General features: G+C 34.8%; 12 protein-coding genes and 1 other annotated feature (1 of these 13 running past the window's edge). Of the genes, 6 read left to right on the top strand and 6 right to left on the bottom strand.

Annotation, left to right across the window (positions count from 1 at the left end; all coding sequences use genetic code 11):
- Positions 1-65: a binding site (T-box leader), on the top strand (it extends 122 nt beyond the left edge of the window).
- Positions 66-118: 53 nt separating this feature from the next.
- Both thrS and BQ7474_RS09400 read left to right on the top strand, forming a co-directional pair.
- Positions 119-2,041 (top strand): threonine--tRNA ligase, encoded by a 1,923-nt coding sequence (gene thrS / locus BQ7474_RS09405; RefSeq protein ID WP_073998605.1) that lies wholly within the window; start codon positions 119-121, stop codon positions 2,039-2,041.
- A gap of 127 nt (positions 2,042-2,168) precedes the next feature.
- Positions 2,169-3,539 carry an MATE family efflux transporter gene (locus tag BQ7474_RS09400; RefSeq protein ID WP_073998604.1) on the top strand — a complete coding sequence of 457 codons (1,371 nt, stop codon included), beginning with the start codon at positions 2,169-2,171 and terminating at the stop codon, positions 3,537-3,539.
- A gap of 375 nt (positions 3,540-3,914) precedes the next feature.
- On the opposite strand, the gene BQ7474_RS09395 is transcribed toward BQ7474_RS09400, so the two are convergent.
- The 5 genes from BQ7474_RS09395 to BQ7474_RS09375 all read right to left on the bottom strand — a co-directional run bounded on the left by BQ7474_RS09395 (position 3,915) and on the right by BQ7474_RS09375 (position 8,894).
- Positions 3,915-4,841, bottom strand: a complete 927-nt coding sequence (locus BQ7474_RS09395; RefSeq protein ID WP_073998603.1) for a DUF7916 family protein — start codon at positions 4,839-4,841, stop codon at positions 3,915-3,917.
- A gap of 77 nt (positions 4,842-4,918) precedes the next feature.
- Entirely contained in the window at positions 4,919-5,773 is an 855-nt protein-coding gene (locus BQ7474_RS09390) for an IS3 family transposase (protein WP_159429565.1), read from the bottom strand.
- Positions 5,737-6,303: a helix-turn-helix domain-containing protein gene (locus BQ7474_RS09385; RefSeq protein WP_073997051.1), complete on the bottom strand. Its 567-nt coding sequence runs from the start codon at positions 6,301-6,303 to the stop codon at positions 5,737-5,739. The genes BQ7474_RS09390 and BQ7474_RS09385 overlap by 37 nt, the downstream gene beginning before the upstream one ends.
- A 69-nt stretch (positions 6,304-6,372) precedes the next feature.
- Complete coding sequence (gene nagE / locus BQ7474_RS09380; protein WP_073998601.1) at positions 6,373-7,932, bottom strand: N-acetylglucosamine-specific PTS transporter subunit IIBC; 1,560 nt, start codon at positions 7,930-7,932, stop codon at positions 6,373-6,375.
- A 98-nt stretch (positions 7,933-8,030) separates the two neighbouring features.
- Entirely contained in the window at positions 8,031-8,894 is an 864-nt protein-coding gene (locus BQ7474_RS09375; RefSeq protein ID WP_073998600.1) for a hypothetical protein, read from the bottom strand.
- 70 nt (positions 8,895-8,964) lie between these two features.
- Here BQ7474_RS09375 and BQ7474_RS09370 point away from each other — a divergent pair, with 70 nt between their 5' ends.
- From BQ7474_RS09370 to BQ7474_RS09360, 3 genes are all read left to right on the top strand, one after another.
- Positions 8,965-9,615, top strand: coding sequence for a hypothetical protein (locus tag BQ7474_RS09370; protein WP_143180006.1), 651 nt, complete (start codon positions 8,965-8,967; stop codon positions 9,613-9,615).
- 27 nt (positions 9,616-9,642) lie between these two features.
- On the top strand, positions 9,643-10,548 hold the full coding sequence (locus BQ7474_RS09365; protein WP_073998598.1) for a CPBP family intramembrane glutamic endopeptidase: 906 nt from the start codon (positions 9,643-9,645) through the stop codon (positions 10,546-10,548).
- 95 nt (positions 10,549-10,643) lie between these two features.
- Complete coding sequence (locus BQ7474_RS09360) at positions 10,644-11,618, top strand: CPBP family intramembrane glutamic endopeptidase (RefSeq protein ID WP_073998597.1); 975 nt, start codon at positions 10,644-10,646, stop codon at positions 11,616-11,618.
- Positions 11,619-11,693: 75 nt separating this feature from the next.
- Here the strand turns inward: BQ7474_RS09360 and uraA are convergent, their stop codons facing one another.
- The gene (gene uraA, locus BQ7474_RS09355; protein ID WP_073998596.1) at positions 11,694-12,959 is read right to left on the bottom strand and encodes a uracil permease; all 1,266 of its coding nucleotides are present in this window, start codon (positions 12,957-12,959) and stop codon (positions 11,694-11,696) included.
- Positions 12,960-13,094: 135 nt separating this feature from the next.
- Between uraA and BQ7474_RS09350 the strand changes: the two genes are divergently transcribed.
- On the top strand, positions 13,095-14,324 hold the full coding sequence (locus BQ7474_RS09350) for a dicarboxylate/amino acid:cation symporter (RefSeq protein WP_073998595.1): 1,230 nt from the start codon (positions 13,095-13,097) through the stop codon (positions 14,322-14,324).
- Positions 14,325-14,488 lie beyond the last annotated feature (164 nt).

Here is a 14,488-nt window from a genome sequence, read left to right as displayed (position 1 = left end):
GGTCGCGTTAAGACCTTTAATGAGAACAAAATTAGGTGGAACCACGGATATGACCCGTCCTTTTATCGGAAACGATAAGGGACGGTTTTTTATTTGTGAAAAAAAGTAAGGAGAGATTATGATTAAAATTAAATTACCAGATGATTCGATAAGAGAATATGAAAGTGGCGTAAAAGTTGGAGAAGTTACTAAAGATATTTCTGAAGGCCTATACAGAGCTGCTCTTGGAGCCGTTGTTAATGGCAAAGTCATGGGTTATGCTGAGCCAATCACAGAAGATAGTGACTTTAGAGTTGTAAAATTTGAAGATAAGGAAGGCAAGGAAATATTCTGGCATACAACAAGCCATATTATGGCTGCTGCTATCAAGAAACTTTGGCCAGATACTAAATTTGCTATAGGTCCAGCTGTAGCTGATGGATTCTACTACGATATGGAATTAGACCACAGATTTGTACCAGAAGACTTTGAAAAAATAGAAAAAGAAATGCTTGCCATTGCTAAAGATGACCATAAACTTGAAAGAGTTGAAATCTCAAGAGATGAAGCCCTAAAAATGTTTGAAGAAGAAGGCCAAGACTACAAGGTAGAGCTAATAAATGACCTTCCAGCTGATGAGATGATTACTCTATACAAGATGGGGGATGTATTTACAGACCTATGTGCTGGTCCACACCTTGAATCAACAAAGAAAATCAAAGCAGTTAAGCTAAAAACAATTGCTGGCGCATATTGGAGAGGTGACTCTGACCGCCAAATGCTTCAAAGAATCTACGGAATTTCCTTTGAAAAAGCTAGCCAACTAAGTGACTGGGAAGAATTACAAAAAGAAATCGAACGCCGTGACCACAGAAAGATAGGAAAAGAAATGGACCTATTTGCCTTCCACGAAGAAGGACCTGGATTCCCATTCTTCCATCCAAACGGAATGATTTTAATGAACGAACTACTAGACTGGTGGAGAGGTGTTCTTGAAGAACGTGGATATGGAGAAATCAAAACTCCACTTATCATGAACGAAGAACTATGGCACAAGTCAGGTCACTGGGACCACTACAAAGAAAACATGTACTTCACAAAAATTGACGAAGAAGACTATGCTATAAAACCAATGAACTGCCCAGGATCAGTTTTGACCTACGCATCTAACCAACATTCATATAGAGACCTACCAATCAGACTTGCAGAATTTGGCCAAGTTCACAGACACGAACTATCAGGAACCCTACATGGACTATTCAGAGTAAGAACATTTACCCAAGACGATGCCCACGTATATTGTTTGCCAAGCCAAATCAAAGAAGAAGTTTACAGAATGATTGACCTTGCAGACCTACTCTACTCAACATTTGGTTTCGAATATACACTTGAACTATCAACAAGACCAGATGACTATATGGGAGAATTAGAAGATTGGGACTTTGCGGAAGAACAACTAAAGGCAGCCCTTGAAGAACGTGGCATCGCTTATGAATTAAACCCAGGCGATGGTGCATTCTACGGACCAAAGATTGACTTCCACCTCCTAGATGCAGCCAAAAGAGAATGGCAATGTGGAACAATCCAACTAGACTTCCAATTACCACAAAACTTTGACTTAACATATGTAGATGAAGATGGTGAGAAGAAAAGACCAGTAATGCTTCACAGAGCCCTACTAGGATCAATAGAAAGATTTATAGGAGTACTAACAGAACACTTTGCAGGAAGATTCCCACTATGGATTAACCCAGAACAAGTAGTAATTATTCCGGTAAGCGACAAATTCTTAGACACAGCCTATGACCTTAAAGACAAAATCAAAGAAGCTGGATTTAGGGTAAAGGTTGATGGAAGAAGCGAGGGAGTAGGATATAAGATCCGCCAAGCACAATTAATGCGTGCAAACTATATGTTAGTAGTAGGAGAAAAGGAAGAAAGTTCAAAACTACTAACAGTAAGAAATAGAGATGGTGAAGAAACACCAGAAGTAAGCTTAGAAGAATTTATCGAAAAAATATCAGAAGAAAGCAAAACAAAATCAGTAAAATCAGCATTTTAATTGGATGATAAGCTGAAAATCCTAGGATAATTTCCTGGGATTTTTGCTTTAAAGCATAAAACATCTTGACAGAATTTTACTAAATGGTTTATTGTATAAGCTTATACAAAAAATTAGTGGAGAAATTATGACAGACATACAAGATATACAAATAAAAGAAAACAAAATGGGAACCATGCCTGTAGGCAAACTTCTCTTGGAGATGTCCATACCTATGGTAATCTCTATGCTAGTACAATCAATCTATAACGTAGTGGACTCAATCTTCGTAGCACAAATCTCAGAAGAAGCCCTAACAGCAGTATCCCTTGCATTTCCAGTACAAAATATCCTAATAGCCTTTGGAGTAGGTATAGGAGTAGGATCTTCAGCACTATTAAGTAGGTTCTTGGGAGAAAACAATAGAGATAGGGTAGGCTCTGTTGCCAGGCACGGAGTCATCCTTGCCATAATCCTATCAGTAGTATTTGCAATCCTTGGATTGTTATTTACCAATTCATATGCCCTAGCCCAAAAACAAAATGAAATAGTCACTACTTATACCAAAGAGTACCTATACATAGTGACCATATTTTCTGCCGGCATATTCTTTCAAATACTCGCAGAAAAGCTCCTCCAAGCCACATCATTAACCAACTATACGATGATAACCCAAATATCAGGAGCTGTCCTAAACATAATCCTGGACCCAATTTTAATCTTTGGCCTATTTGGATTTCCAAGGCTTGAAGTAAAGGGAGCAGCAATAGCCACAGTCCTAGGCCAAGTCGGTGGATCTTTGATAGGCCTATACTTCAACAAGACAAAAAACAAGGAAATCAAATTTACATCAGATAAGTTCAAATTGCACGCTGACATAGTCAAACAAATATTTTGGATAGGAATCCCATCCATAGTTATGTCAACCATAGGATCCATAGTAGTATTTGTCCTAAACCAAATCCTAAACAAATTTGGATCATCAGCCATAGCAGCCTACGGGGTAATGTTTAAATTCCAATCATTTGCCTTCTTGCCAGTCATAGGCATATCAAACGCCCTTACAACCATAGTGGCCTACAACTTTGGGGCAAGGAAAAAGGAAAGAATAAAAGAAGCCATAAGCCTTGCAATGAAAAGCTCCTTTGCCCTAGTATCCATATCCATACTAGTAATGTGGATATGGCCAGAACAACTTTTAGGCCTCTTTAACGCAACAGAAACAATGATAGAAATAGGAGTGCCAATGATGCGCATAGTAAGCCTATCCTACTTTGTAGCAATCCCATCAGTAGTAGCAGTAGGTGGAGTCTTCCAATCCTTAGGAAACTGGCAAATAGCAATACTCCAATCATTCCTCAGACAATTTATAATACTAGTACCAATATTCTACGTCCTATCCCTAACAGGCAACCTAAAACTAGCCTGGTGGTCATTTTTCATAGCAGAATTCTTAAACTCCATCTTGTGTATATGGATGCTAAAGAGGGATATTAGAAATAAGATTGATGTGCTGTAATAAGATCACAGTATTTTTATAATAATCACAAAATATTATTTTATTAAGATTCAAACTCAATCGAGTATTGAAAATTTGAATAGTTGACTTATAATAATATTAAGAGATGCCACCTCTATAAAGCCCTTGGGAACAAGGATACTGACGATGATAGAGTAGTATTACTCATTAAAAAAGACAGTAGGTACGAACTACTGTCTTTTTCTTTACCTAGTTTTTGGAATCTACATACCTTGATATAATCAAAAGTATAATCCCGACTAGGAGAGGAAAAATAAAATTTTCCACAACTGACGATGACATTTCATATCACCCCCTAACACCACTTAATAAAGTGGCGTTTTTATTATAGCATATATTTATAGAAAACAAACTCTATTCTACATTCCTATAGTTACTAGAGCTCATTTGGTACATTTGCCATCTTACTCCTCTGATGGCTACTCCCATGGTGTAGATATTTTCTGGTAGGGATATGCCGTTCATGGCGTCTCCTATGTGTTGGAGGTGGGCGCCATTTGATTTTGCTGCTAGGGCGATTTGTCTTATGGTGTCTTCATCGCTTGTTTCTTGGCTGGTGCCTATGGCAGACATTATGAGGACTTTTTCTTCTATGTCTTTGTCAGTGTTGTAATCGTAGACATAGTCTGCTATCTCTTTTAGGTCATCTTCGTTAAAGTGTGGAACAGTGTATGGGGCTGGTACTAGGAGTATGTCTGTGCCTGCTTTTATGAAATCTTTGGCTATTTCTAGGTTCATTACTGGTCCGTCAGTTCCTGCTGCGTGCATTTTGCCAGCTATGATAAGTCCTTTGAAGTTCTCTTTGGCTTCTTTTATGGATTCTAGTATTTGGCTATTAGTTACTCCTGTTCCTGGGTTGCCTGTTAGGCATATGAGATCTAGGCCGAGATCATTTGCTAATTTGTAGTTTTTTATGGATGCTATCCTACCAGCTGGTAGTTCTTCTCTACTTTGGGTCATTGCTGCATTAGTATCTACAGGTTCTAGGTTCACTCCTAGGGGCCTTGATGTTGCGCGTTTTAGCCATGCTAAGTGATTTGATGCTTCTTCTGGGACTCCGTTTATTGTTGGATTTTCTAGGTCTAGGGCATTTAATAGTAGTATGTCTGCTCCAAAGGCTCTTTCTATTTCAGCGTTTGTAAGGCCTCCAATGTATGGTTGGGATGATACTACTGATTCTGATACTATTACCCTGCCTTCTGATGCTAGTATGGCTTGTTTTAGTTCCATAGGGCTAGCTTTGAGGTAGTCTTTGCCTTGGTAGTTTAATAATCTTTTCATTTTCTCCTCCTTTTGTTTTATAAAAAAATCAGCAAGCTTTATGATGTGTACCCATAAACCTGGACACAATATTTTAATTAACTAATTGTAGTGGATGCTAACCTATACTTTGTAGGTGGCATCCATTTTGTTTTGGATTGAATTCTCTCGTTATTGTAATAATCAATATATTCCTCTATTGCTCTCGAAAATTCTTCAAAAGAGCTATAGCTCTTTTCATAACCATAATAAATTTCATTTTTTAATCTTCCAAAGAATGTCTCCATAATGGAGTTATCATAGCAATTTCCCTTCCTTGACATTGATTGTCTTATACCATGTTTTTTAAGCTCATTCACATAGTATTTATGTTGGTATTGCCATCCTTGATCTGAATGTAGTATCAGATTATTTAGTTTCGGAAATTTGTTAAATGCTTTTTCTAACATATTTGATATCTGATTTAAGTTAGGACTTAAGGATAGGTCGTAAGAAATAATCTCATTGGTATACATATCAAGTATTGGAGATATGTAGCACTTACCCCAAGAGAATTTAAATTCTGACACATCAGTAGTCCATTTTTGTAGAGGTCTATCTGCCTTGAAATCTCTATTTATTATATTATCTGCTACTTTACCTACCTTCCCCTTATATGAGTGATATTTTTCCTTAGATCTTTTTCCAAATAGTTTTAGCTCATGCATTATTCTTTGAACTCTTTTATGATTTATGACATAACCTTGATTTATCAGATCCATATATACTCTTCTTACTCCATATCTTCCTTTGTGTAAGTTAAATATTTGAGTTATTTTATCTGCAATATGACTATTCTTAATCTTTATATTATCAACTTTGTTTATTTCAAAATAGTATGTTGATCTTGGCATATCAATAGCTTTTAAAAGATATTTTAGTCTGTATCCTTCTTCTTTGAGTTCTTTGACAATCGCTGCTTTTTCGCCTTGAGTTGCGCAGCGTAACGTTCTTCTCTCAAGGCGATCTCTTTTTTTATTATTTCGTTTTCTGCTTTTATATATTCATTTTCTGCTCTAAGTTTTATTAGTTCTTCTCTTTCAGATTCATTAAGTTCTTTTGCTTTATGGTTATTATTATTTTTCATACTTGTATTTTTAGATTTACGGCCTTTCTTTTTATTCACAAGACCATTATATCCATAATTTTTATACTTGTTAACCCATGAATAAAGTTGTCCATCATTGATTCCATTTTCGATTGCTATAGATTTTATGGAATTTCCAGCTAACACTTTAGATATCATTTCTAATTTCTCATCAGCAGTCCAATTAATATTATTTCCGTGTTTTAAAATTTCTGGTCCATGAAGTTCTTCTAACTTAAACCATGTTCTAATTGAATCATGAAAGTTTTTTTCTTTAGCTCCTTCAGGTGTATCAGGCCATTTACCTTCTCTATACAATTGTACGCATTCTTTTTTGAATTCATAACTATATTTCATAAAAATACCCTCCTTACTGGTTTGTCCAGTAAAGAGGGTACATATCATTAGCCTGCTGATTTTCAGTTATTACTTACCCAAAAGTTTTACAAATTCATCGTATACTGCTTGAACTTGTGGTCCTATGATTACTTGGACTGCTTTTGGACCTGGTTTCATAATTCCTGCAACGCCAGCTTCTTTGATTTTATCGTCATTTACTTTTGCTGGATCATTTACTGTTAGACGTAGTCTTGTTGTACAATAGCTTGTTGTATCAATATTTTCTGCTCCGCCTAGGCCTTGTAAAATTACCTTTGCTGTATCAGCATATGATCCTTTTACAGTGGCTTGTTGTTCTTTAGCTTCTTGGTCAGCTGTTTTATCACTTGTTGAAACCCTACCCTTATCTTCGGTTTCTATAACTCTTGCCTTGTTTTCACTTTTTTGAGCTTTTGAGCTTCTACCTGGAGTAGCTATATCCCATTTTTCTATTAAAGTCTTAAATAAGAAGTAATAGATTGCAAAGAATACTAGTCCCATTACAAGTAATATCCAAATTTTTTGTGCCATTGGGTTTTTTGATGATAGTAGTAAGTCTATAAGTCCAGCTGAGAATCCAAATCCTGCATATGCTTTTAGTTGCGCTGCTAAGAATACTGAAATACCTGTTAGTAGTGCGTGTACTAGGTAAAGTTGAGGAGCTACGAACATAAAAGCAAATTCTAGTGGCTCTGTTACACCTGTTAAAAATGATGCAAGGGCACCTGCAATCATAAGAGCTTTGGTAGCTTTTTTGTTGCTTTCATCAGCTCTTTGAGCAATTGCTAGGGCTGCACCTGGTAAACCAAACATCATTATTGGGAAGAATCCTGCTTGGTACATACCTGGGTGATAGGTTGCTGTGATTGATTCTTGAACGTTATTTAAGAAATTTGGTATATCGTTGATATCAGCAAGTCCAAACCAGAATACTTGGTTTAGGGCATGGTGAAGTCCTGTTGGAATCAATAGTCTGTTAAAGAATCCATATAATCCAGCACCAAGAGCTCCCATTCCTGTTAGTGCTGTACCAAATTTTACTAGACCAGCATAAATGAATGGCCATAGGAAAATTAGAATTATTGATGCAATTAATGCATAGAGAGATGCCATAATTGGCACAAGTCTTCTTCCTGAGAAGAATGCTAAGAAGTCTGGAAGTTTTGTTGAGTGGAACCTATCGTAGGCTTTGCCACCCAAGACTCCGGATATAATACCTATAAGGACGTTCTTGTTGTTGATGGCATCAAATGCCGCAACTCTAAATGGATCGCTTGCTGTCCATGTTTCGACGTCAAGAGATTTAAGTTGTGCAACTGTTCCTGTTGATAGCATCTTTGATAAGGTTAAAAATGCTACAAGACCAGCTAGAGCACTTGCGCCGTGGTTTTCTTTGGCAATACCAAATGCTATACCAACTGCAAATAGTATGCCTAGGTTATCTAAAACTGCTCCACCAGCAGAAATAAAAAACGCTGCTATTGGTGAGCCTGCACCCCAATCAACAGGGTCAATAAAATATCCGATACCCAAAAGAAGGGCTGCTAGAGGCATAACCGCAACCGGTTGCATTAGGGCTTGACCTAATCTTTGTAGTTTTTCTTTCATAACTACCTCCTAATAAAATATTTTTAATGTTAAATAAATACCATTACTTCTCTATATTATCATAATTTGGAATATTTTTAAATAATTTATTTGACAAATTAGTGTACGCCTATAAGGATATAATCCAAAAATTTCATCTTTAGCTTAAATAAAATCTCTCCTAAGAAGAAAGTTACTAAAATTGCCATAACTGTTACTATAAGAGTACTAGCATCAATTATGCCTGCCAAAAGGATATATATTAGCTTGTAAGGATAGATATAGGCAAAGGTCAAATACTTGCCAAAACTCCTTGTACCCACTTCACAATCTCCCTTTAAGATGATATATGTTAGGATGAAGAGCGAGAAATATATGCCTAGGTAGAAATTTTTGCTGTATACCAAGTATACTTCTCCAACAAATAGGAGAATTGCCAAGGGATAGAGAAATTTATTTATTGATTTAGCTGGATTGATCCTAGTTGCCAAAACATAGAAGGCAAAGTAGACCAAGATGTCCTTATAGTAAAAGTCAAAGGGAATATAATTAGTATTATGCATAGCAAGGTAGAGTAAAAGACCTAAAAAAGCTATAACACTTGTAATGTTAGTCCCCAATATCCTAGATAGGATAAGTTCAATGATAAAAAATACAAAAACAACAAAAATCACATCAAAGAAGTTTACAATCAAATACCTTATATCTGCTATCAAGTATTTGTTAAATGTAAGTTCAAAGCCCTTGGTGTAAAATATAATGAAAGTTCCATATACTATGAGAGGTAAGGCCATCAATAATACTTTTTTGCTATCAGTAAAGGAAATATTATAGGCCAGATAGGCTATGATATAGCAATTGATGAGCATTGTAAGAACATTTATATTCACTTTTATTTGATTTGCAAAAAATGGCGATAGATAAGATGCTAATAATAGCAACAAAGCTAGGCCATCTGCAAGTTTGATTTTATATGTATTCATATGATAATAATATCACGATTTTAAAAATTAGGCTATTTCTTATGGTATAATTAAAATTAGCGAGGTATTTATGGCAAGAAATTATAGTGCAAATCGCAGAAGAAAGCATACTCCTCCAAGAAGGAGAAAGATGTCAGTATTACCATATCTTATTCTGGTAATATTAATACTAGGAATTTTTTCTGCAATTTATTATTTTATAAATTTTAATGTTAATAAAAATGTTGAAAAATTGGAAAAGGCTATCAAAACCTATGATGTGACATATCTTGAGGAAAAGACAGATCGTCTGCCAATTATCTTGGATGTCTTAAGAAAATCATATTCTGATGATTCGGTCAAACAAGAAGAATTTTATGACGGCAACTTTTCAAATCTAGACCTTGAAGTAATAGATGTGACTAACAAATCAAAGGGCAAAGAAGTAAGGCTCAATGTCAAAAACGTCAACTACATAGATGTATATGATAGTGTCGAGGGAGATGAGGATCAGACGGTAGTCCACAACAACTATGTCAAAAAACTTCTTACTCCTAGTAAGGATAGGACTGTCATGGAGGCCAATATATTTTTGGAAAGAACCATAAAAGGCTATAGGGTTTATGAAACTAGGGATTTTATCAATGCAATCCTAGGTGGTGCTCTTGAATATGCGGATGATCTACCAAAGATAGAAAAAAAAGCCGAAAGTGATAATGAGGATACAAGCAAGGGAAATTAGATTTTCCTTAATAAGGAAGGAAGTCCCATGCTAAAAGACAACTTTTCTATAGAACAAAGCAGAAAGACATTAAAAAAAACCAATCCAGTTTCAACTGTTGTGATTTTATTTTTATTAATGCAAGTACCAGGGGCCATAATTGACCCCTTGATTTCCCAGATATTATTGGAAGATAAAGGTTACTCAAATAAATTGGCAAATGCAGATTCTTTTCTGCTTGTCAGCTTATTTACTACCCTATTTATAGCCTTATTAGCCTACCTATTTGCAAGATATTACCAAAAACGAAGCAAAGCTAGCTTGGGACTTACAAGTAGTGATAAGTTGAAATCTTATCTTAAGGGCCTATTACTTGGTATTTTTATGATACTTGTAGTAGCTTTTGTGGCAAAACTTACAGGCTTTGCTGAGATCAGCATAAATACATCCAAAATATCTTGGTCATTTTTTATAATTTTTATAATAGGTTGGATTATCCAAGGCTTTGAAGAAGAACTTATAACAAGATCTATTTTGATGAATTTTTTTGCTGTAAACAACGGAGTAATAGTAGGGATAATAATAAATAGCCTGTTATTTGCTATCTTACATATGGGCAATACAGGATTTGGAATCCTAGCATTTATAAATATAATGTTAATGGGTATTTTGTTTTCTCTGTTATTTTACATATCAGATAATATATTTTTACCTGCAGCAACTCACAGCTTTTGGAACTTTGCTCAGGCAAATATATTTGGAATGAGTGTAAGTGGTATGGATGAAGTTAAAAATACTTTTTTTAAAACAAAACTTATGGGTGGTGACCTAATAAGCGGTGGAGCCTTTGGCTTTGAAGGATCTATTTTTGTGACCCTTGTTGAAATCATAATGATTTTTGTAATAATAAGAATTATAAAAAGAAGAAATCTATACGTAGATAAAATCAATTAAAGTTTAGGCGGTTTTCCGCCTTATTTTTTTAAAAAAAATTTAATTTTCTATTAATTATGGGTAATTGATTAATAGAAAAAGAAGGAGGATATTTTATGCTTCATGATAACTATTCAATAAGAGAGACTAAGAGAACAATGAAAGATAAAAACCCTATAATTACTGTTCTTTTACTGCTTTTATTCATGCAATTACCTATGTTAATAGTTGGTGTTATTTCAGGTTTGGCCATTGCATTTTCTAATCCAAGTATAACGAAAAATCCACAATCTATGATGAATTATTTCAACTCCATAGATAGCGAATATAGGTTATTGGGAATGCTGTTTTTAACTATTTTAGTGAGCATTTCTGTCTATATTTTTGCAAAAAAAATTCAAAAAAGAAATAAAGAATCTCTGGGTCTTACTAGCCCAAATAAATTCAAAAACTACATAAAGGGATTATTGCTTGGTCTAGGAATGATTGGTGGGGTTATTCTAATACTAAAAATCTTGGGACTTATTGAAATAAAGTCAAATATTGCCAATATTTCTCCAATCATTTATCTTTTTATAATAATTGGATGGATGTTCCAAGGCTTTGAAGAAGAACTAGTGACAAGGTCTATTTTGATGAATTCTTTTGCTGCTAAATATAGCCCTTTGGTCGGTATAATATCAAACGCTCTGATATTTTCCCTCTTGCACTTGGCTAATAATTCTTTTGGGTTGTTGGCTGCCATTAATATTTTTATAGTTGGGATACTATTTTCCCTATTATTTTATGTATCAGATGACATAATGCTTTCGGCTTCAGCCCATAGTTTTTGGAATTTTGCCCAAGGTAATATTTTTGGTATTTCAGTAAGTGGCATAGCCAATAGCAAAAATACTATTTTCATCTCTAAGTTATTAGGAAATCCAAGTTTGACTGGTGGAGCTTTTGGCATTGAAGGAGGCTTGGCAACTACGATAGTTTTGACTATAGTAACTATTTATTTAATCAAAAAATCCAAAGAGAAGTCATTAGTCTACAGCAGATATTACAATCAGAATCAAGAAGAAAATTCTTCAGAAATAATAAAATAGATATAATAATTTATAAAAAATCGAATATAAGAAAGACAAAAAGGAGTCTTGTTTTTTACAAGAACTCCTTATTTTTTATTCCAAGTTTGATAGACCAGATTTTTTGATTAAGTGAATCATTAGTGAAAGTATTACAGCTATTACTGATGATAAAACCATGCCTGATAGTTCTATTGATCCAAATTGGATGGATAAGCCAGAAAGTCCTGCTATAAATATCACGCTTGTTAAGATTAGATTGTCAGATTTAGAATAGTCGACTTTTTGGTCTACTAATAATCTAATGCCACTTGTGCCAATCATTCCATAAAGCAAGAAGGTTACTCCGCCGATGACATTGCCTGGAATGGTTGATATTAGTGCAGAAAGAGGTCCTATGAAGGCCATAAGGATTGATATAATCGCAGCTCCTCCAATAACTTTCACTGAATAAACTCCTGTGATAGCCATAACTCCTATATTTTCACCATAAGTTGTTGTAGGAACTCCACCTATTAGCCCAGAGATGGCAGTTGAAAAGTTATCTGCAAATATCGACCTATGAAGACCAGGATCCTTAATCAAATCTTGGCCAATGATGTTGCTTGTTACAACTTGGTGGCTGATATGCTCTGCCGCAATAACCAATAAGACTGGCAGCATGGCAAATATGGCCTCAGGAGAGAATTTTGCTAACTGGAAAGTTGGGATAGTAAAAATTTGCGCTTCTCTAACTGGTGTAAGGTCAACTTGGCCGTTGAAATAAGCTACTATGTAGCCGACAATAATTGCAATTAATATTGGTATAGTTGACAAGAATCCCTTAAACATAATTGATCCAAGTATTGCAGTAAGAAGAGTTACCAAAAATACAAGCCAATCAGTAGCTGCTACTGTATCAGTCATAATATTAGCTCCAATTGATCCACCAGAAATTGTGTTTCCGGCAAGTTCAAAACCAATTAGTGCAACAACAGCTCCCATGGCAGCTGGCGGCAAAACTATATCAATCCAATCAGTTCCCTTTTTGTAGATTATATAGGAAAGTAAACAACCAAGAATTCCTACAGCTACAAAGGCTCCTTGGGCATATTCAAAACCTTGAGAATTGATAATGGCAATTCCTGGTGCAAGAAAAGCGAAAGAAGATCCTAGATAGGCAGGAGCTTTTCCCTTGGTAATCAATATAAATAATATCGTTCCAATGCCATTCATCAAAAGTACAATCCCAGGATTAATCCCAAATAATATTGGAACCAAAACTGATGCTCCAAACATAGCAAAGGTATGTTGGAGAGCAAGAGGGACTAGTAATTTTGCTGGTACATCCTCATTTACCTTATAAATTTTTTTCTTTTGCATATGACCTCCATATTTTATCTCAAATCTTCGATATTTTATAACAGGAAAGAAATTTTGTCAAATATTTTAAAAACTTTACAAAGTAAAAATTTGCGATAAAATACTAATAATTTAATAAGAAAGGAAGGACGAATTATGACAGAAAAGAAACAAAGTAAGAAGAATTCTCTTGCGAGAAATATCTTTATTGCACTGGTTTTGGCCATTATTGTTGGTCTACTTATGCAAAGTCAGGCTGAATTTTTATCTACATATATTAAGCCATTTGGAGATATTTTTCTTAATCTACTCAAATTTATTGTTACTCCTATTGTTTTGTTTTCTATTATCGGCGGAATAATTTCCATGAAAGACATCAAGAAGGTTGGTGAAGTTGGTGGATTTACAGTCATTTACTATTTTTTGACTACAGCTTGTGCAATTATTATCGGTCTAAGCTTGGCAAATGTTTTTAAGAAATTCTTCCCAGTTATTTCAACTAGTGATCTAACTTTTGAAATGACAAATGAAGTTTCAATCATGGACACATTAGTAAATATTTTCCCAAGTAACTTCATAGCACCTATGGTTGAAAACAATATGCTACAAATCATAGTGATGAGTTTAATCATTGGTTTTTCAATACTTATGCTAGAAAAAACTAAACAAGTCAAGGCTATTGAAACTATAGATATACTTAATGATATATTTATGAAAGCTATGGGGCTAATCCTAAAACTTTCACCAATTGGTGTATTTTGCTTGCTAGCACCAGTTATAGCAGCAAATGGACCAGTAATTATCGGCTCTCTTGCATCAGTACTTCTTGTAGCTTATCTAGCTTACCTACTTCACGCCTTGATAGTGTATTCATTTACAATCAAAACTTTAGGTGGCCTAAATCCAATAGAATTCTTCAAGGGTATGTCTTCAGCTATGATATTTGCCTTTTCATCAGCATCATCTATGGGAACTTTGCCAATAAATATGAAATGCTGCGAAGAACTTGGAGCTGACCACGATGTGACAGCCTTTGTATTGCCACTTGGCGCAACAATAAATATGGATGGTACAGCTATTTACCAGGGTGTTTGTGCAGTATTTATAGCGGCTTGCTATGGCATAGATCTATCACTTGGTCAGATGCTTACAATTGTAATCACTTCAACACTCGCATCAATAGGTACAGCAGGAGTTCCAGGATCTGGAATGATAATGCTTGCTATGGTTTTACAATCAGTTGGTCTTCCAGTAGAAGGAATTGCCCTAGTAGCAGGAGTTGATAGAATATTTGATATGGGTAGAACAGTACTAAACATCACAGGTGATGCATCAGCAGCTATCATCAACTCAAATAGACTAAGAAAAAAGGGTAAAATCGCATAAAATAGTTTGATTAATAAATAAAGTATGTTCATTATCAAAATAATGTAAACATACTTTATTTTTTTATTGTATTCATTTCAATAAATTTTTAAAAAAATATTTTATTGAAATTTAAGTAAGTATAAATGACTTCATATGATGAAGCATATTGTTCTAGATTAAAG

Source organism: Anaerococcus urinomassiliensis (genome assembly GCF_900128425.1).
Lineage (GTDB): Bacteria > Bacillota > Clostridia > Tissierellales > Peptoniphilaceae > Anaerococcus > Anaerococcus urinomassiliensis.
Note: the sequence above shows the minus strand (reverse complement) of the source record. Positions and strands in the feature narration are given on the sequence as shown.

Coding starts and splice junctions, on each gene's coding strand:
- uraA (WP_073998596.1), bottom strand. CDS start 12,959: ATGCAAAAGAAAAAAATTTATAAGGTAAATGAGGATGTACCAGCAAAA.
- BQ7474_RS09360 (WP_073998597.1), top strand. CDS start 10,644: ATGCTTCATGATAACTATTCAATAAGAGAGACTAAGAGAACAATGAAA.
- nagE (WP_073998601.1), bottom strand. CDS start 7,932: ATGAAAGAAAAACTACAAAGATTAGGTCAAGCCCTAATGCAACCGGTT.
- BQ7474_RS09385 (WP_073997051.1), bottom strand. CDS start 6,303: ATGAAATATAGTTATGAATTCAAAAAAGAATGCGTACAATTGTATAGA.
- thrS (WP_073998605.1), top strand. CDS start 119: ATGATTAAAATTAAATTACCAGATGATTCGATAAGAGAATATGAAAGT.
- BQ7474_RS09350 (WP_073998595.1), top strand. CDS start 13,095: ATGACAGAAAAGAAACAAAGTAAGAAGAATTCTCTTGCGAGAAATATC.
- BQ7474_RS09395 (WP_073998603.1), bottom strand. CDS start 4,841: ATGAAAAGATTATTAAACTACCAAGGCAAAGACTACCTCAAAGCTAGC.
- BQ7474_RS09400 (WP_073998604.1), top strand. CDS start 2,169: ATGACAGACATACAAGATATACAAATAAAAGAAAACAAAATGGGAACC.
- BQ7474_RS09365 (WP_073998598.1), top strand. CDS start 9,643: ATGCTAAAAGACAACTTTTCTATAGAACAAAGCAGAAAGACATTAAAA.
- BQ7474_RS09375 (WP_073998600.1), bottom strand. CDS start 8,894: ATGAATACATATAAAATCAAACTTGCAGATGGCCTAGCTTTGTTGCTA.
- BQ7474_RS09370 (WP_143180006.1), top strand. CDS start 8,965: ATGGCAAGAAATTATAGTGCAAATCGCAGAAGAAAGCATACTCCTCCA.